The organism is Cumulibacter manganitolerans (genome assembly GCF_009602465.1).
GTDB classification, from domain to species: Bacteria; Actinomycetota; Actinomycetes; order Mycobacteriales; family Antricoccaceae; genus Cumulibacter; species Cumulibacter manganitolerans.
In genome coordinates, this window is sequence record NZ_WBKP01000064.1 from 1 (window position 1) to 16533 (window position 16533).

Sequence of the window (16533 nt, forward strand, 5' to 3'; positions counted from 1 at the left end):
CGAACGCCAACGCCGGCGATCACCCACGCCCGCCGCCACCACCCGGCCAGCCCGGCCACACCGACAGGCCAGCCGCCGCTCGTGAAACATCGAGGCTAGCGCGCTCGGGCCCCCAGGCCGCTACCCTTGGCGGCTCTGTACGGCCCCCCTCCCCCACCACGCGGGCTCTTCTCCGGTGTTGAGCGCGGCCGGCAGGCCGCCCTGTTGTGGCGTCCGGTGCGAGCGTGCGGGGAACCGCGATGACACTCTCGCGGCGATCAAGTCAACGTTGGATCTCTCCGGTCGCCCGCGCGACGACCAGGCGAACACCGCACCGGCGTCCGCGGCAGGCAGCGGTGCGTTCGAGACCGGAACGTTCGCGCCAAGGAACCGGGTTGGCTGCGCGCGGCGTTGAGCTAACCTGCCCCTCGTGTGTGGGGTTGGCCGGCCGTGCCATATCCCGACCGCGAGAACTTTGCTGCGAGAACTCTGCTGCCGTCGAGCTCTGAGCTGCCTTGCGCAACCGAAAAAGCGTCGGCCGCCGAACTCTCCGCCCCAGGTCACCAAGGCGCCGCGTGATCCCGGTCGACACGACCCATGCGGTGACGACGCGGCCCCCTTCCACCCAGACAAACCGTCTTAGTAAGGTAAGCCTCACTTAAGCTACCACATCGAAAGGTCTTCCATGCGTCGCTCGTTCGTCCTCGCTCTCGCGACCCTCCCGCTCGCCTTCGCCGCACTTTCCGCGTGCAGCGAAGACTCATCCACCGACGCATCGCAGAAGCCAGCGGTCGCCGATGGGGTGATCAAGCAGTACGAAGTGCTGGCCGACGAGGTCGCCGAGAAGGGGCAGACCGTCAAGTCCGGACCGTGGACGGTCCATCTCATTACCGAGGCGGCCGAGCCTTGGCATGAGGTGCCGAGCGGCGGAGCGAGCAAGTTCCGCGAGCCGGCGGCCGGGGAGACGAACCACATCGAGATCATTCCGGTGGAGACTTCGACCGGCCGAGTCATTCCGGACGTCCCGATAACGCTGGAGGTCCTCGACGCCCAGGGCGCCGCGATCCAGAAGCTGGACCTGAACTTCTACTACTCGACGTTCTTCCACTACGCGAGCAACTTCTCCATCGCGGAGCCCGGCACCTACACGGTCCGCGCCACCCTCGGCGTGCCCGCCTTCAATCGGCACGGCGAGGCGGCCGAGCAGCCGCCGCTGTCTCAGGGCGCGACCGTCGAGTTCACGAACGTGCACTTGGGCCCAGAGAAGTGACGCCAACGAACGCCCCGCACCAGGAGACCCCGGAAGGGATCTTTATGACACCCGCTCGCCATCCAGATCACCTCCGCTCCTACGGGGTGGCTGTCTTTCGGGTCCTCGTCGGGTTCCTGTTCGCCAGCCATGGTGTTGCGTCGCTGTTCGGGCTCTTCGGCGGTGCCCACGGCGGCGGTACCGTGCCGGTCGGAGCATGGCCCGGGTGGTACGCGGCCGTCATTCAGGTCGTGTGCGGGCTACTCGTTGCCGCTGGGTTGTTCACGCGCCCGGCAGCGCTGGTCGCTTCGGGCTCGATGGCCTACGCCTACATCGTGGTCCACCAGCCCGTCGCCTTGCACCCCCTGCAGAACAACGGCGAGTCGTCGGCGTTGTACTGCTGGGTGTTCCTGCTCCTGCTGTTCACCGGGCCCGGGGCGTTCGCGCTTGATCGCAAAATTGGCCAGATCCGCAGCCCGCAGGCGGTCTAATCGACCGGCTCATGGTCGAGCTGCCGTAGTTCGGTGAATCGACTCGCCTGCGGAGTCGGCGGGCTTGGCCGTGTCCGCTGGTGCTGTCGGCGTGAGGGGTAGGTGCGACCGTGAGGGAGTCCCCGGCCCGGTGCCAGTGCGAAGGCCGACGGCCGAGCTCCGATTGGGCTCTTGCCGGAGGCCGCCAGCCCTGTGGTGGGCAGCGGCGGGCCCGGCAACCGTCGGGGGGTGGGTCGCCGGGCCCTCGGTGCGACGCTACGGGATGTAGCGGCCTGGTTCACGGATTCAGCGCGGCCGCGATGGCGGTGATGGGCTCGCCTGCCTTGGCCCGCGTCCACGCTTCGCCGCACGGCTGCAGCCCGGCGGCCCGCAGCGCGGCAGCGAGGGCCTTGTTATCAGCAGTGGCGGCGGCCTTGGCTGCTTTCGTCGATTCCTGCACGCTCACGTCCTTCGCTCCGTTGGCGACGGCGGCGACCGCGTCGAGGACGTGCGAGGCGCGCTCGTACGCGATCGCGACCCGCTGCGGGTCGCGGGTCCATTCCGCGGCGTAGCGGGCGGACCCGCGCGCAAGGTCGCCTTGCCCGTAGGCGGTCAGCAGCCCGAACGCGACCGCTTCGGCTTCGGCTTCCATGTCGCCGCGGTGGTCGCCGGCGTAGGGCCGCTCGTCGGTGGCTCCGTGCAGCAGCGCGTGCGCGATCTCGTGCGCCAGGGTCTCGACCGCGGCCCACCCGGCCAGGGCGCCGTTGATGGTGATCGCGCGGGCCGCGTGCGCGGTGGACCCGCCCGCGGCGGTGTCGCGGGGCGAGCGGGTGACGCTCCAGCCCTGCGCGGTGATCCACGCGGCCAGCCGCTCGAACACGTCGCGGGCCTCCCCCGCGGGCAGCTCGGGCGCCGCGTACGCGGCCGCCGCGGTCTCGCCGTGCTCGTTGGTGACATCCTGCGCGCGGTAGGTGCGTTCGATCTTGAAGACGGTCTTACGCACCGCGCCGGCGGTGTCGTTCGGGCACTTCTTGCCCGTCTCCGGGTCGACCCAGACGGGAATGGGCCGGGAGTAGATCGCCAAGGCCGGCCCGTGCGGGGTGAATCCGCGCCTGCGCCACACGTACGCGGGCGCGATCTCCTCGGCGGCGGCCTGGGTCGCTGCGGCGAACGCGTCAGCGTCGTTCATGCCCGCACCGGCGAACCGGTCCCACAGCTGGCTGAGGATGAGTGCCTGGTTGTTCGGCGAGTAGGCCGGGTGCCCGGCGCGCAGCCGCAGGGCCCGCGCGGCCATCGCCGCGGGCCAGCCGGCCGGGTTCTCCATGAACGCGGCTGCCTGCTGCGTGAGTGCAGCGCGGGTGGCGGTGTGGTCGATCGTCTGCTGGCTCATGAGGTTTGCCTCCCGGCGGTGTGGGGCGTTGATGCCCGGCAGGCCCTGGCGCCTGCCGCACTGCCGATCAGCCACCGAAGCGAGGGCCCCGCGGCCCAGGGACAGCGCAGCTGAGGCGCCAGAAGATGTCCGAGGAAATAAGCCACCCCTCCCCCGCGTTCGGGCCGGGGCGAAGCCTCCTTGGCCCGAGCCGGCAGGCATCGGTGGCGCCGAGGATCTTGTGGGGCCGCGCCCTGGGTGGTGGGTGCGCAGGTGGTAGGCAGCCACACACTCGGTGAGCGAGCAGAGCCGACGCAGGAGGCGGCGCGAGCGGGACAACGCTTGACCGAGCGTGAGCGAGGACCGCGCGGCGTCGGGCTCGTCGGTGATGCGGGCGCCGGCGCGCAGTGCCCGTTGGCCGGCGGAGGGTTCACAGCGGTCGAGGTTTGCGAGAAGGCCGAACGCCGAACGCGGGCAGCTGCTTGCCGTACTGGATACGCGCCCCGCAGCTCGTCCCGGCCGGGCTCCGGGCGGACCTGAGTTGCTCGGCGAATTATTCAGCGACGGCCGTCCTCGCCGGCGTTCCTTGCCGGCGGAAGAGGCGAAGCTGCCGGCAAGGGTCTCGTCTGAACGCCGAGCACCGTGCACAATCGTCGGTAGGAATAGTCTCGTGAGCAGCACGGACACGACGCGCGGCTCTGGAGAGACGATGCGCAAACCCACCGCGCTTGTCGTGGACGACGCTACTTTCATTCGGGAAGCCTTTCCCGTCCTCATGCCGCAGCTGGACGTACGCGGCGCCTTCCCGACCGCTGAGGCCCTGCTGGTCTCGCGTCGGCGCGCCGACGTCGTTGTGCTGGAGCTGCAAGAAGCCCAGAAATGCCCCGTGGAGCTGCGGGCAGGCATGGCCGCGTTGCGGACCTTGACGCGGGCCGGGTACGCCGTCTGCGTCTACACGCAAGAGCAGCGGCCGTTCGTGCACGCCGCTTGCCTGGCCTCCGGAGCCGTCGGCGTCGTCTCGAAGTCCGCTCCCTCCCCTCTCGCCCAGGACGCGTTTGTCGACGTCGCCAACGGGGGCACCGAGTTCCCGCCAGAGCTACTCGCCCGGATTCAGCAGCTCAGTGAGCGCGGAGGGCTCGGACTGCTCTCACCGCGCAAGCGGCAGATCTTCGCCGCCCGCGCGCGTGGAATGTCGATCACCGCGATCGCTGCGACGTTGCTCGATGAGCCCGAGGCGCTGGCCGTTGAGGAATGGCACATCACCGGACGGTTGGTCCGCGAGTTCCTCTCCTACGCCTCCCTGGCAATGATCAGCCGCCAGCTCGGCCTCGATCCTGAGGACTTCGCTGACATCTGGCCCATCCCGTTCACCGACACCATCGACGAGCCGCACTACGGCACCCTGGACACGCCCGCGGCGGTCGACCCGCACGCCTAAGCGGTACCGGGTCAGCAACCGTGTCACTGCCGCACGACTCCCGCGCTCGACGGTGGACCGATAACAGCGAGGGAAATCTCGACGTGGTGCTGCCGTGCGATACCCAGCGCTTCTCCGATGGGCTCACGCCACCGGTTCACCGGGCTGGGGTCGCCACCGTTGATGCCCCCAGTGACTTGGCGATTCATGTCCGGCGTGCGTGCAACCGAAAGACACCGGACCCATAACCACGCCGGCGTGGGCTGAGGGTCTCCCGAAGCCTCGTTAGCCATCCTGTGGCCGTCGAGCTCCACTTCGACAGCGCACTTTCCGCGAGTGGCTTCTTGCGTCGGCGGCAGAAGCCACGCGCTGCGCTAGACGGTGAAGTACTCACACTGCACGAGCTGGCCGGTGCCCGGGCCCTGGTTGTACACGTAAAGGCAGACCTCGTGATTGCCTGCCGCGAGTTCATATCCTTCCTCGCCGATCCAAAGATCGTAACCGTGTTTTCCGGTGATACCGGGCGGATTGAGATCGGAGTAGTCGAGGTCGGCGATCCAGTCTGGGTAGTCGATTGGCATCAGCTGTCCGTCGAGGAACAGTCCGACACGCACCGGCCAGGTGACATTCGGGTCCCACGCGACGCCGTAGACAAAGAAGTCTGTGAGGCCGTTGCTATCCGGATCCTCTGCACTGAGGTACATGACTCCCCAGGGGTCGCTCGCCGCAGTATCGACGGTGACGTCGGCGCACTCGATCCAGGCGTTCTGGCCGAACCCGATATTCGCGCCGAGGACGCAGATCTGATGGCTGCCCGAGGTGCTCGGCGAGTACATGTACCCGAAGGCATGGTTGCCGAATACGCCGTACGGGTAGAGATACGGGCTCGCCGCGTTCGAGACGAAGTAGGCGATCGGTCGGCCGTTGTCGAAGATCCACAGGCCCAGGGACTGTTGTGGGTTGGAGTCATCGAGCAGCCACCCATTGATGCGGATCTGGTTCTCGGGAGTGTCCACCATGATGTCGCCGCGCGGGTCCTTCTGCGCGACGTAGACATTGAAGCACGAGATGATGCCGCTCTGCCCGGGGCCGATGTTGCCGCCGAACATGCAGATCTGGTGCTGACCAGCGGTGGGCGCCTGAACCGCGCCGAAGACACCGACCGAGGGCAGGCCGTAGGGGTCAAGCTCTTGGCTGCGCAGCTGGGCGATCTGGTAGGCGACGACCGTGCCATCAAGTGTGTAGAAGGTGGTGACCTTCTGCGAGAAGTCATCGCGATCGAACGCATAACCAGTGAAGTAGATCAGTCCGTCGTTCGCGCTCCATGCACCGAGGTAACCCTCGGGATTGTTGCCGGCGGCGGACGTCGCCTTCGCCTCGCTGGTCGGGGCCGCCGCCGAGGACGTCGGCGCCTGCGAGTTCGGCGCGGACGTCGAGGGGGCCGGTTTGCTGGATGACGTCGCAGTGCTCGTCGACGGGGATGCCTCCGCCGTGGGGGTCGCGGTCGTGGCGGTCGCGGACGTCGGCGCGGGACTGGCGGAGGTCGGCGAGGCGGTGCCTGGGGCCGGAGTGCTCGGCGCGGCCGAGGAAGTGGAACCATCAGCGGCCGCACTGCTCGGGCCGGCCGTTTCGGCGTGCGCCGCGGTGCTTATCGACGCCGCGGCCAGAAGGCCGGCGGCGGTGAGCGTCATCGCCCGGCGCACGCGCGCACTGATGGTAGACATGGGCCGTCCTAAAGAAGTTGAACCAAGAAGTCCTGTGAGGCACACCCAGTCCTCACGGCGCATTTACATCATGAACGCGGGGATATAAGCGCGACAGATACCGTGATCACGATCACGTATCCGTGCACCTTCGCGTCTGCGGAGGGCCGCCCTGAGTCGCGGATGCCGCACCGTGATCGGCCGGCGCGCCGCTCCGTCGACGCATCCACATAGAGGGTCCAGGCGTGGATGACGACCCTGCCTGGTCCTGCCTCGCCGGCGCTGATGTCGCCCTGCGATCGTGATCCGTCGGCCGTTGGTGATGCCCCCGTCTGGCGGTCACTGGTTCGATCCCGAGCCGATGTTGAGGCATAGGTGCACACCTCATGCTGGCCGCGCTTGCTCGGCTGGTAGATGTACTCCAGGTTCCCGGCCTCGTCGGCGTTGGGACTCCTGCAGCGTTGCTCGCCGGACTGCTGCACCCGACGACAGGTCGCTGCGTGATGTCGCTCACACAGCCGCGCCCACACCGGTGCGGTCGGCGCACAATCGGGCGCATGTAAAGCTCACGTGGGGCAGCACGGGGCTCTCACGCCCAGCTCATGGAGCGACCATGCGCACGCCCACCGCAGCGATCGTGGACAACGCGACCTTCATCCGCAAGGCCTTTCCCGTCCTCATGCCGCAGCTGGACGTGCGCGGCGCGTTCACCACAGCAGGCGCCCTGCTCGCCTCGCGGCTCGCTGTCGATGTCGTCGTCCTCGAGCTGCCCGATAGCCAAGAAAGCCCGCTCGAGGAGCTACGCGCAGGCCTGGCCGCGCTGCGGACCCTAGTGGGTTTCGGGCATGTCGTGTGCCTCTACACCCACGAGCAACGACCCTTCGTGCACGCCGCCTGCCTCGCCTCCGGAGCCGCCGGCATCGTCTCCAAGGCCGCCCCCGCCACGACCGCCCAGGACGCGTTCGTCGAGGTCGCCAGCGGCGGCAGCGAGTTCCCCACAGAGCTGCTCAGCCGCCTCCAGCAGCTCAGCGAGCACGGCGGGCTCGGCGTGCTCACACCCCGCGAACGGCAGATCCTCGCCGCCCGAGCACACGGACGACCCATGACCGCGATCGCCGCGCTCCTCGACGAGCCCGAAGAACGCGCCGTCACCGAATGGCGCGCCACCGCACAGGTGCTTCGCGAGTTCCTGTCCTGCGCCTCCCTCGACATGATCTGCCGCCTGCTCGACCTCGACCCCGAGTACCTCCCCGACATCTGGCCCACCCACTAGATCTTGCAGGCGGCACGGACGGGCGGTGCGGTTAAGCCTGACCCGAGCCCGTCAAGATTTCTGTGCATGGGCCGGTCATGGCGGGTAGGGGTAGGTCCGGGCGGATCGCCTTGAGTTGGTGGTGTCTAAGCCTGAGACGGTCGCGGGTACCCGACGCGGGTGGCGCGGGGTCCACCCCTTACTGCCCCCAGGCAGCGATGCAGGCGATGGCCGCTGCGCCGGGGTCCTGCGCCGCCATGATTTCTCGAACGAGCGCCACCCCGGCGATGCCGGTCCGCGCGAGCGAGGGAATGTCGTTCAGGGTGACATCGCCGATGGCCAGCACGGGCAGACGGGTATCCGCAGCGCGCTGCAGATACCCGTCGAGACCCACCGCCGGACGGCCGACGTCCTTGGTCGGCGTGAGGCGGAACGGCCCACAACCCAGATAATCCGGGCGGTCGCCGCCGCGGCGACGTTCGGCCTCGCGAATGTGCTCGAGAGTGCCGGCCGTCAGCCCGATGATGGCGTCCGCACCGAGCAGCCCACGCGCGCCGGCCACCGGCAGGTCGTCCTGACCGAGGTGTACGCCGTGCACGGCCACGCCGCGCCGACGAGCGACGAAGGCGACGTCTGCGCGGTCGTTGACGAGCACCCGAGTGCGCGGCGACACCGCATGAACAGCATCAGCGACCGCGGTGAGCAGTTCCAGCAGTTCCGCGGCGGATGCTTCTTTGCAGCGGACCTGCACGACGCCCACCCCGGCCGCAGCGGCCGCCGCCGACGCCGTAACGGTAGCCCGGTCCGAGCCGGACGTTACGAGCTGCACGCGCCAGTCGATCTGGTTCATCGCAGGTCCACGGCCTCAGCGATCTCATCGCTGTCCACGGCATGCAGCGCGTCGAGCAATCCGATGCGGAAGCTGCCGGGCGGGAGGTCACCTGCACGTTCCGCCGCGACAGTCAGCAGCGCGGTGGCAGCGACCACCGCACCCAACGGGGTGGCCCTCGGTGGCGGCTTCGGCCCGCTGATCGCGGCCACACATGCGGCAGTGAGCCCCCCGAGGAGGCAGCCGGTCCCGGAGACCTTGGTGAGCATCGACCGACCGCTGGCGACGCGCACGACCCCGTCACCGTCGGTGATCAGGTCGACCGGCCCCGAGACCGCGACCACGCAGCCGGACTGGGACGCGAGCCGCCGCGCCGCGACGGCCGCCGCCTCAGGAGTCACGGTGCTGTCCGTTCCACGCCCACTTGCACCCCCCTCGATCAGCGTGAGTACTTCCGAGGCGTTGCCGCGGACGGCGGTCGGCCCGAGGCGAAGCAGTGCCCGGGCCATCGGGGTACGCACCGGCGCGATTCCGATTGCGGTGGGATCGAGAACCCAGGGCACGCGGTGAGCGCGCGCCTTCTCGACGGTCGGCCGGATGCCGGAGGTGGCGTCGCTGCTGAGAGAGCCGAGGTTGACCAGCAGCGCGTCGGCGGTCGTCACAAGCCGCGGCGCCTCCCGCCGGGTGTCGGTCATCATCGGGCGAGCGCCGGCGGCGAGCAGGCCATCAGCGACCAGGCCCTGGCTTACAGAGCCGGTGATCGCGTGGACCAACGGCGCGCTTTCGCGCAAGGCAGTCAGCGTCGCGGCGACCTCCGCTCGCATGCCGTCCGTCATGACCCCTCACTCACCAGGGCAGGAGTCCGCTCGGTATGACGCGTCTGCACAGCGAGGCTCTCGACGTCCCGATCGAGGACGTCCGGTCCCAGGCGAGGCCCCAGGGCCCCACATGCAGCGACGAGCGAGCCCGAGAAGGCCAAGACCGCCACCACCGCACCGTCATGCCCGAGCGCCTGTTGCACGGTCGGCAGCCACCACGGCCACAAGGCCGGCGCGACGATGGACAGCGAGTACGCCGTCCCGTAGCCGGTCGAGCGGACGGACGCCGGGAACCGTTCGCACAGGTAGGCACCCACCGGGCCGTACCCGCACACCGTAACCGCCTGCAGAAGCACAGCGCCGAGAACTATCGGTATCGATCGGGTGCTGAGCGTGCCGAGCCACAGCACCGGGGCGGCGATCCCGGCGAGCACCCCCCACCCCACGAAGAAACGGCGCCGCCCGAGCACGCTAGACGCGTGACCGGTCAGCGACATGACCACTGCCTGCGCGACCGAGGCAGCTCCCATGACCAGCGCGACCTGGCCACCATCGAGCCGAAGGTCCACGGCCAGCCGCCCCGCCAGCAGGATGACGACCATATTGGTCATCAGCCACAGGCCACTCATCAGGCCGAACATCTGCCAGAACGCGCCGGCGTACCGGCCGCCGAGCACGGCGCGTAGACCGCCCGGCCGAGCGCCGCGTTCGATGCCAGCGACGGCACTGTGCCGTTGGGCTTGTGGGGCGTCGGCGACGCGCGTCGAATAGTAGACGAGCAGCAACAGGCTGGCGGTCCCGCCGGCGAGGAAGGCGAAGCGCCAACCGTACGCTGCATATTCTGGGCGCCCCAGCACCGCTATGAGGGCCGTGGTAGCGAACGCGATCGTCGATTGCGCCCAGGGCGCCATGGACATGATGAGGCCGGAAAGCAGACCGCGGCGGCGGGGCACCGACCACTCCATCGCCAACGGAATCGCTGACGTGTACTCACCGGCGAGGAACGCGCCGCCTACGAACCGCAGCAGCACTACGGCGCTTATCGCCCAGGCGCCGATGAGGTGGTGGCTGGGCACCGCGGCGATGGCCAGGCTGGATGCGGCGGTGCCGGCGATCGCGATCTTCGTCGTCGCGGTCCGCCCGAGCCGGTCGGCGATCCGGCCGAAGATCATCGCGCCAAGCGGCCTGCCGAGCAGCGTGGCCACGACGACCAGGGCGCCGGTGGTCACCCCGGCGCGTGGCCCCGCCAAGGAGCTCAGCGCGGGCGCGAGCGCGACGACGGGCAGAAAGATGTTCACCTGGTCGACGAAGTTGCCCACCACACCCGCGCGGACCGCGGCGCGCCCCGGCAGGGGCAGGCCCGGTACCAGGCTCATGCCCGACCTGCCGCATCCTCGCTCAGGTACACGCTCGCCCCGAGCTCGATGAACTCCCGGGACTTCTGCGCGAGGCCCTCCTCCACCACCGCTCGCTGTGCCGCGGCCGCGCCGTACGCGTCCCGGATGTCCTGGCTGATTCGCATCGAGCAGAACTTCGGCCCGCACATCGAGCAGAAGTGCGCCGTCTTCGCCGGCTCGGCCGGCAGCGTCTCGTCGTGGTAGGCCATCGCGGTCTCCGGATCGAGAGACAGCGCGAACTGGTCATGCCAGCGGAACTCGAACCGCGCCTTGCTCAGCGCGTCGTCACGGACCCTCGCCCGCGGATGACCCTTCGCCAGGTCCGCCGCGTGGGCGGCAATCTTGTAGGTGATGACACCGGTCTTCACGTCGTCGCGGTTGGGCAGACCGAGGTGCTCCTTCGGGGTGACGTAGCACAGCATCGCGGTCCCGTGCTGGGCGATGGTCGCCGCGCCGATCGCGGACGTGATGTGGTCGTAGCCCGGCGCGATGTCGGTCACCAGCGGCCCGAGGGTGTAGAACGGCGCGCCGTGGCACCACTCCTGCTCCAGGTCGACGTTCTCCTTCACCAGGTGCAGCGGCACGTGGCCGGGCCCCTCGACCATGACCTGGACGTCGTACGCCCAGGCCCGTTCGGTGAGCTCACCGAGGGTGCGCAGCTCAGCGAGCTGCGCGGCGTCGTTAGCGTCCGCAATGGAGCCGGGGCGAAGGCCGTCTCCCAGCGAGAACGCGACGTCGTAGCGCGCGAAGATCTCGCAAAGCTCGTCGAAGTGCGTGTACAGGAAGGACTCCTGGTGGTGGGCAAGGCACCACCCGGCCATGATCGAGCCGCCCCGCGAGACGATGCCGGTGACCCGGTCCGCGGTGAGCGGCACGTACGCCAGGCGCACGCCGGCGTGGATGGTCATGTAGTCCACGCCCTGCTCGCACTGCTCGATGACCGTGTCGCGGAAGATCTCCCAGGTCAACGCTGATGCGTTGCCGTCCACCTTCTCCAGCGCCTGATAGATCGGAACCGTTCCGATCGGGACGGGGCTGTTGCGCAGGATCCATTCCCGGGTGGTGTGGATGTCATCGCCGGTCGACAGGTCCATCACGGTGTCGGCGCCCCAGCGGGTTGCCCAGGTGAGCTTCTCGACCTCTTCGGCGATCGACGACGTGACGGCGGAGTTGCCGATGTTGGCGTTGATCTTGGTCAGAAACGCCTTGCCGATGATCATCGGCTCGGACTCGGGGTGGTTCACGTTCGCCGGGATGATCGCGCGTCCGGCCGCGAGCTCGTCACGCACCAGCTCGGGGCTGCACCCTTCGCGCAGCGCGACGAATCGCATCTCCGACGTGATCTCACCGCGACGCGCGTAGTGCATCTGGGTCACCGTCCTGCCGTGTGCGGACCGGAGCGGCTCGCGCCGCGGTCCCAGCCAGTCGGTGGACGCCTCGCCACGCCGAACCGCCGCCCGGCCGTCGTCCGCAAGACGCCGCCCGCGACCCCGGTAGGTCTCGACGTCATCGCGGGCATTGATCCAGTCGGCGCGCAGGGCCGGGAGGCCGGAGCGGGGATCGGAGCCGGGGCCGCACGTGCGATAGACCAGCACGTCCTCGTTCGGAACGCCGCCGGGGCTGTCGGACAGCTTGATCGCCGTCATCGGGACACGCACGTCGGCGTCCCCGAGAATCACGGCACGGTGCTGGGGATGAATTTCGGGCATTTCCGGGGTACGCATTGCTAGCGCCTCCTCTTCCTTCGCCGGCATGATCCGGACAGGTTCGAACGGTCCGGACGGCGTCAGTCCGATCTCAGCCCGTGCCCGGGCTCCCGTGGGTGCGACCGATAGTAGCCACCTCGCTAGGGTGCTGTCATGCCAGACCCGAAACGGCACCCGACACGACCACCGGTTGCCCTGTCGATCGCGGGTTCGGACCCTTCCGGCGGCGCCGGTATCCAGGCGGACCTGAAGACGTTCAGCGCACTCGGCACCTACGGCACGTGCGTCATCACGGCCCTGACCGCACAATCAACGCGGACCGTGACGATGGTGCATCCGATCCCCGTGCCGGTCGTCCGCGAGCAGCTGACGACGCTCGTCGAGGACGTGCGGATCGACGTCGTCAAGGTGGGGATGCTCGGCTCGGCAGAGCTGATCGAGATGATCCACGACGTGCTGACGGATGGGCCGCTGCGCACCACACCGGTGGTGCTGGACCCCGTGATGGTCTCCAGCGTCGGCACGCCCCTGCTCGCCGCGGACGCATTAGCTGCGCTCAGGGCGTTGGTGAGTCGCGTCGACGTCGTTACGCCGAATCTTCCGGAGGCCGCTGTCCTGCTGGACGAGCCCGCGGCGGCGTCCGTATCCGAGATGCAACGGCAGGCCGAGCGGCTCGTCGGCGCCGGTGCGAGTCGAGTGCTGCTCAAGGGCGGCCACCTTGAGGGTGAGCGGTCGGTCGATGTCTGGCTCGACTCCTCCGGCGGTGCTGTCACGCGTCTCTCCGCGCCACGGGTGGCCACGCGGGACACACACGGCACCGGCTGCACTCTGAGCTCGGCAGTGGCGGCGTTCTATCCACGGCGCGGTGACTGGTTGCCAGCCGTACGCGCGGCGAAAGAGTGGTTGACCGGCGCGTTGCGCCACGGGCCCGTCCTCGACATCGGGCACGGTCCCGGCCCGGTCCATCACTTCTACGAGCAAACCCGCTGGCACGAAGAGCCCGCGCCGTAGGCCACAACGCCACGGCGGACCCATGCAACTGCCACCCGCTTCACGCATTGCCCCACTCGGTGAAGTCCGTCGGTGCAGAATCAGCGCCAGCAATGGGGTCACGTCGTGCAGCACGCGGCAGCACGCATGACCCATGGAGTGATCTTGGCCAAGCCCACAGCAGTCCTCGCGGATAGCACTCAGTTGATCCGGATCGCATTTCCCCGTCTCGTGCGAAGCCTCGACGTACGCGGCGCCTTCGAGACGGCAGACGCCCTGCTCGAAACGCAACAGCAGGCAGACGTCGCCCTGCTCCAACTACACGGCCCCTTGGAGCTGCGCGCAGGCATGGCTGCGTTGCGGACGCTCGTCTGGGCGCTACTCACCCTCGGCGTCGGGTGGCCGGCAGCCACCATGCGGTGAGCACGGGGCCGACGCAGCCGCAGATCAGCACCTCGGGCCGAGGATGAGCCACCCGAGCTGCAGCGCTCAGTCGACGGGTACCAGACCGTCGCGTGATGGCGGCGATGCTCGTGGACGCCGCCGAGCAGGGTGTCGCGCTGATCCGAGCTCAAGGTCGACGGTGGGATGATCGCGAACGACGCGCTCATGCAGTTCCAGGCGGACATCCTCGACGTGTCGGTGATCCGGCCGCACGTGACCGAGACGACCGCGCTCGGTGCGGCGTACGCGCCGGCCTGGCGGTCGGGTTCTGGTCGGGCAAGGACGAGATCCGCGCCAACTGCGCCGAGGACCGTCGCTGGAGCCCGACGATCGATCCGGCGCTGCGCGCGAAGCTGCTGCGCGGCTGGCACAAGGCGGTCACGAAGTCCTTCGACTGGGTCGACGACGGCGTCGAGTAGTCGTGCCGGCACGCACCCAGGAGACCACCACCCCTCCACGATCGTCGAGCGAGGGCGAGGGACGGCCCCGACGTCGAGCCGCCGCACCGGACGCTACCGACGGTGGTGCCACCGGGCGCGGTGGGTGACCCGGTCGAGCCACCCACCGCCCGGGTGAGAGCTACCACTTGCCGTTGGAGCAGGAGCCTGCCTTGAAGCCGGGATGCGGATTGCCCTGCTGTCCCGGCACGCATTGCTTGTCACCCGGGCCCGGCTGATCAGCGTAAGCGGCGGTCGCTGCGGTCATGCTTCCGAAAGCCAGGAGTGCTCCGGCTACCCACGTAGTTGCTTTGCGCACTGATCTTCCTTTCTTCGCGGTGCGACGCTGCTGCGTCCCACGACCAACTTCGGCACTTGCGTTTCGGACGTTATCGGATCGGGCACAGTCCCACCACTGTTTCGGCTGGTCACGGCGTGGATTCGAGCTCGGACGAGTCGCTGGCAGGCGGTCAGAGCCAGTCGGGATAGGGGCGCAGACTTCGCAGCGCTCGTCGGTCGCCGTTGAGGGTGACCTCCAGTGCATCCAGCGGGGCGACGTCGATCGCGCCGTAAGACGTCCCCGGGGCACCCAGCACCACCAATGCCGCCACGCGAACCACGTCGGCAGATGTCACGACCACGTGCAGCCCGTCAGCAAAACCTCGCCGTAGCCGTCGATCGACCCGCTGCACCACCTCGTCCACCGACTCACCGCCTGGCGGCGCGGACTGCGGCGCCGCGATCCAGCCGGCGATCTCTGCCGACGGGAGGTCTGTCAGACACTGCCCGGACCAGTCGCCGTAATCACGCTGTCGCCACGCCGGCTCGGGCCGCGCATCGAGCCCCAGAGCGCGAGCGGTAGTCACTGCCGCCGAGAACTCGCCCCTCTCGGCCGCACGAACGCGGCGCGCTGTGGCCACTACGCGATCTCCGCCCGTCGCCTCGTCGTCAGGGTGGGGCAGTCGCATGTCACCGGGAGAATGCGTCGGTGCGCTTGCTACAACAAGGAGGCGAGTCGGCAACCGGAGTCCTTATTCATGGGGACGGTTTCCACGACGTTATCCATAGATCGATCTGTCGGGATCGTGGCCTCGCAATCCGATACCCCGCCTTGCTTATCGTGCGCTACTCTTCACCGGATACCTCTCGATGGGAAGCCGGTGGGATTCCGGCGCAGTTGCGCTACTGTGAGACGTCTTGTCGAGCCAGACCCCTTCGTGAGGCTTCGTTCATCAGGTATTGGGACGCACAATCCCATCGAGCGAAAGGCCCGCCATGACGGCTACCACAATTGACACCCGCGCGATCTCAGTCCCGGGGATCGACCGAATTCCGGTTCGTGAGCTGGTGCCGTACCTGATTTTCTTCGGGATCGTGGCTGTCGTGGCGATGTACTTCGTCGGCGTAGAACAGGGCGTGTTTTCCGTGTTCTCGGGCGCGACCGTCCACGAATGGGTGCACGACGGCCGGCACCTGCTCGGCTTCCCCTGCCACTAGCAACGCGGCGCCGCCGCGGGTCACACTCCTCGGGTCCGACTGCCCGATCGCGGTGGCGCCCAGTTCTTCCTGCGGCGGACGAATTGGCAGATCATTTGCGGCGGGGAGTCGGCCGCCCGTCCGCTGCCGCGCGTACTGGCCGAGATTTCCACACTGCTCGCCGTCTGGGTCCGATCCTATATATACCGAGGTTTGCTTCATTGTGACTGCGCGCTCCTTTCTTGTTCGCGGACTGCTTGCCGGGCTCCTTGCCGGAATGGTCGCCTTCGGTGTCGCGAAAACCATTGGTGAACCGATCGTGGGTTCGGCCATCGCCTACGAGGAGCAGGGCGGTGGCCACTCCGGGGAGCATGGCGGGGACGGCCCCACCGCGGAATCCGAGCCCTCCTCGTCAGCGGACGACTCAGCGACGGTCTCCCGCTCCTCTCAGTCGACCTGGGGGCTCCTCACCGGAACCGTCCTGATGGGAATCGCTCTGGGCGGTCTCGTCGGCCTGCTCAGCGCCTTCGCCGTGGGCCGCGTGGGGTCACTCGGCCCAGGTGCATCCAGCGGTGCGGTCACAGCGCTGGCCTTCGTGGCGCTCTACGGAGTCGTGTGGTTCAAGTATCCGCCTGGGCCGCCGGGCATCGGCAACGACGCCACGCTGGGCGCCCGCACCGCTGAATACTTCGGCATGATCCTGATATCCATCGCGCTCCTTGTTTTGGCGCTCGTCATCACCAAGCGCGTCAGTTCGCTCGCCTTCCCGACTGCTGGAGTGGCCGGCGGCATCGTCGCCTTCGTCGTGCTGGCCGTCATCGCGGGTCTTCTCATGCCGCCTGCCGGCCGGGCGCCGAGCAACTTCCCACCGAACACTCTTGCGGACTTCCGCGCTGCTTCCCTTGCGATACAGCTAAGCCTTTGGACGACCATCGGCATAACCATCAGCGTGCTCACCGATCGCGCGTTCCGATCCACGACGCGAGCGGCCTAGACA

The 16533-nt window shown here is 68.5% G+C and carries 16 protein-coding genes and 1 riboswitch; of the genes, 9 read left to right on the top strand and 7 right to left on the bottom strand.

Going from position 1 to position 16533, the window contains the following annotated elements:
• Positions 1 to 664 precede the first annotated feature (664 nt).
• Together F8A92_RS16270 and F8A92_RS16275 are read left to right on the top strand one after the other, a co-directional pair.
• Complete coding sequence (locus F8A92_RS16270) at positions 665 to 1249, top strand: hypothetical protein (protein ID WP_153506228.1); 585 nt, start codon at positions 665 to 667, stop codon at positions 1247 to 1249.
• A gap of 86 nt (positions 1250 to 1335) precedes the next feature.
• On the top strand, positions 1336 to 1719 hold the full coding sequence (locus F8A92_RS16275) for a DoxX family protein (protein WP_228389511.1): 384 nt from the start codon (positions 1336 to 1338) through the stop codon (positions 1717 to 1719).
• 277 nt (positions 1720 to 1996) lie between these two features.
• Here F8A92_RS16275 and F8A92_RS16280 read toward each other — a convergent pair whose 3' ends face one another.
• Positions 1997 to 3088: an ImmA/IrrE family metallo-endopeptidase gene (locus F8A92_RS16280; protein ID WP_153506230.1), complete on the bottom strand. Its 1092-nt coding sequence runs from the start codon at positions 3086 to 3088 to the stop codon at positions 1997 to 1999.
• A gap of 649 nt (positions 3089 to 3737) precedes the next feature.
• Between F8A92_RS16280 and F8A92_RS16285 the strand changes: the two genes are divergently transcribed.
• Positions 3738 to 4505: a response regulator gene (locus F8A92_RS16285; RefSeq protein WP_153506231.1), complete on the top strand. Its 768-nt coding sequence runs from the start codon at positions 3738 to 3740 to the stop codon at positions 4503 to 4505.
• A gap of 353 nt (positions 4506 to 4858) precedes the next feature.
• On the opposite strand, the gene F8A92_RS16290 is transcribed toward F8A92_RS16285, so the two are convergent.
• The gene (locus F8A92_RS16290) at positions 4859 to 6208 is read right to left on the bottom strand and encodes a hypothetical protein (RefSeq protein ID WP_153506232.1); all 1350 of its coding nucleotides are present in this window, start codon (positions 6206 to 6208) and stop codon (positions 4859 to 4861) included.
• Between the two features lie 592 nt (positions 6209 to 6800).
• On the opposite strand from F8A92_RS16290, the gene F8A92_RS16295 reads away from it, so the two are divergent.
• Complete coding sequence (locus F8A92_RS16295; RefSeq protein WP_153506233.1) at positions 6801 to 7460, top strand: helix-turn-helix domain-containing protein; 660 nt, start codon at positions 6801 to 6803, stop codon at positions 7458 to 7460.
• 178 nt (positions 7461 to 7638) lie between these two features.
• On the opposite strand, the gene F8A92_RS16300 is transcribed toward F8A92_RS16295, so the two are convergent.
• From F8A92_RS16300 to thiC, 4 genes are all read right to left on the bottom strand, one after another.
• Entirely contained in the window at positions 7639 to 8289 is a 651-nt protein-coding gene (locus F8A92_RS16300) for a thiamine phosphate synthase (RefSeq protein WP_153506234.1), read from the bottom strand.
• Positions 8286 to 9104, bottom strand: coding sequence for a hydroxyethylthiazole kinase (thiM, locus tag F8A92_RS16305; protein ID WP_153506235.1), 819 nt, complete (start codon positions 9102 to 9104; stop codon positions 8286 to 8288). Before thiM ends, F8A92_RS16300 begins: the two co-directional genes overlap by 4 nt.
• Entirely contained in the window at positions 9101 to 10462 is a 1362-nt protein-coding gene (locus tag F8A92_RS16310; RefSeq protein WP_153506236.1) for an MFS transporter, read from the bottom strand. Before F8A92_RS16310 ends, thiM begins: the two co-directional genes overlap by 4 nt.
• On the bottom strand, positions 10459 to 12207 hold the full coding sequence (gene thiC / locus F8A92_RS16315) for a phosphomethylpyrimidine synthase ThiC (protein WP_153506237.1): 1749 nt from the start codon (positions 12205 to 12207) through the stop codon (positions 10459 to 10461). Before thiC ends, F8A92_RS16310 begins: the two co-directional genes overlap by 4 nt.
• Positions 12205 to 12313: riboswitch (TPP riboswitch) on the bottom strand. Its footprint overlaps the gene before it by 3 nt.
• 29 nt (positions 12314 to 12342) lie before the next feature.
• Between thiC and thiD the strand changes: the two genes are divergently transcribed.
• The 3 genes from thiD (at position 12343) to F8A92_RS19140 (ending at position 14199) form a co-directional block, all read left to right on the top strand.
• Positions 12343 to 13200, top strand: coding sequence for a bifunctional hydroxymethylpyrimidine kinase/phosphomethylpyrimidine kinase (gene thiD / locus F8A92_RS16320; protein ID WP_153506238.1), 858 nt, complete (start codon positions 12343 to 12345; stop codon positions 13198 to 13200).
• A gap of 72 nt (positions 13201 to 13272) precedes the next feature.
• Positions 13273 to 13602, top strand: a complete 330-nt coding sequence (locus tag F8A92_RS16325) for a hypothetical protein (RefSeq protein ID WP_153506239.1) — start codon at positions 13273 to 13275, stop codon at positions 13600 to 13602.
• A 186-nt stretch (positions 13603 to 13788) separates the two neighbouring features.
• Positions 13789 to 14199 carry an FGGY-family carbohydrate kinase gene (locus F8A92_RS19140; protein WP_267130051.1) on the top strand — a complete coding sequence of 137 codons (411 nt, stop codon included), beginning with the start codon at positions 13789 to 13791 and terminating at the stop codon, positions 14197 to 14199.
• 331 nt (positions 14200 to 14530) lie between these two features.
• On the opposite strand, the gene F8A92_RS16335 is transcribed toward F8A92_RS19140, so the two are convergent.
• Positions 14531 to 14980 carry a histidine phosphatase family protein gene (locus tag F8A92_RS16335; protein WP_228389513.1) on the bottom strand — a complete coding sequence of 150 codons (450 nt, stop codon included), beginning with the start codon at positions 14978 to 14980 and terminating at the stop codon, positions 14531 to 14533.
• Positions 14981 to 15335: 355 nt separating this feature from the next.
• Between F8A92_RS16335 and F8A92_RS16340 the strand changes: the two genes are divergently transcribed.
• Together F8A92_RS16340 and F8A92_RS16345 are read left to right on the top strand one after the other, a co-directional pair.
• The gene (locus F8A92_RS16340) at positions 15336 to 15557 is read left to right on the top strand and encodes a CbtB domain-containing protein (protein WP_153506241.1); all 222 of its coding nucleotides are present in this window, start codon (positions 15336 to 15338) and stop codon (positions 15555 to 15557) included.
• Positions 15558 to 15759: 202 nt separating this feature from the next.
• A complete protein-coding gene (locus F8A92_RS16345) occupies positions 15760 to 16530 on the top strand; it encodes a CbtA family protein (RefSeq protein ID WP_228389514.1) in 771 nt (256 codons plus the stop codon).
• The last annotated feature ends 3 nt before the right edge of the window (positions 16531 to 16533 follow it).

What these genes read in the sequence shown, in the direction of transcription:
- F8A92_RS16270 (WP_153506228.1), top strand. Translation starts at nt 665, where the DNA reads ATGCGTCGCTCGTTCGTCCTCGCTCTCGCGACCCTCCCGCTCGCCTTC.
- F8A92_RS16280 (WP_153506230.1), bottom strand. Translation starts at nt 3,088, where the DNA reads ATGAGCCAGCAGACGATCGACCACACCGCCACCCGCGCTGCACTCACG.
- F8A92_RS16290 (WP_153506232.1), bottom strand. Translation starts at nt 6,208, where the DNA reads ATGTCTACCATCAGTGCGCGCGTGCGCCGGGCGATGACGCTCACCGCC.
- F8A92_RS16295 (WP_153506233.1), top strand. Translation starts at nt 6,801, where the DNA reads ATGCGCACGCCCACCGCAGCGATCGTGGACAACGCGACCTTCATCCGC.
- F8A92_RS16300 (WP_153506234.1), bottom strand. Translation starts at nt 8,289, where the DNA reads ATGAACCAGATCGACTGGCGCGTGCAGCTCGTAACGTCCGGCTCGGAC.
- thiM (WP_153506235.1), bottom strand. Translation starts at nt 9,104, where the DNA reads ATGACGGACGGCATGCGAGCGGAGGTCGCCGCGACGCTGACTGCCTTG.
- F8A92_RS16310 (WP_153506236.1), bottom strand. Translation starts at nt 10,462, where the DNA reads ATGAGCCTGGTACCGGGCCTGCCCCTGCCGGGGCGCGCCGCGGTCCGC.
- thiC (WP_153506237.1), bottom strand. Translation starts at nt 12,207, where the DNA reads ATGCGTACCCCGGAAATGCCCGAAATTCATCCCCAGCACCGTGCCGTG.
- thiD (WP_153506238.1), top strand. Translation starts at nt 12,343, where the DNA reads ATGCCAGACCCGAAACGGCACCCGACACGACCACCGGTTGCCCTGTCG.
- F8A92_RS19140 (WP_267130051.1), top strand. Translation starts at nt 13,789, where the DNA reads ATGCAGTTCCAGGCGGACATCCTCGACGTGTCGGTGATCCGGCCGCAC.
- F8A92_RS16340 (WP_153506241.1), top strand. Translation starts at nt 15,336, where the DNA reads ATGACGGCTACCACAATTGACACCCGCGCGATCTCAGTCCCGGGGATC.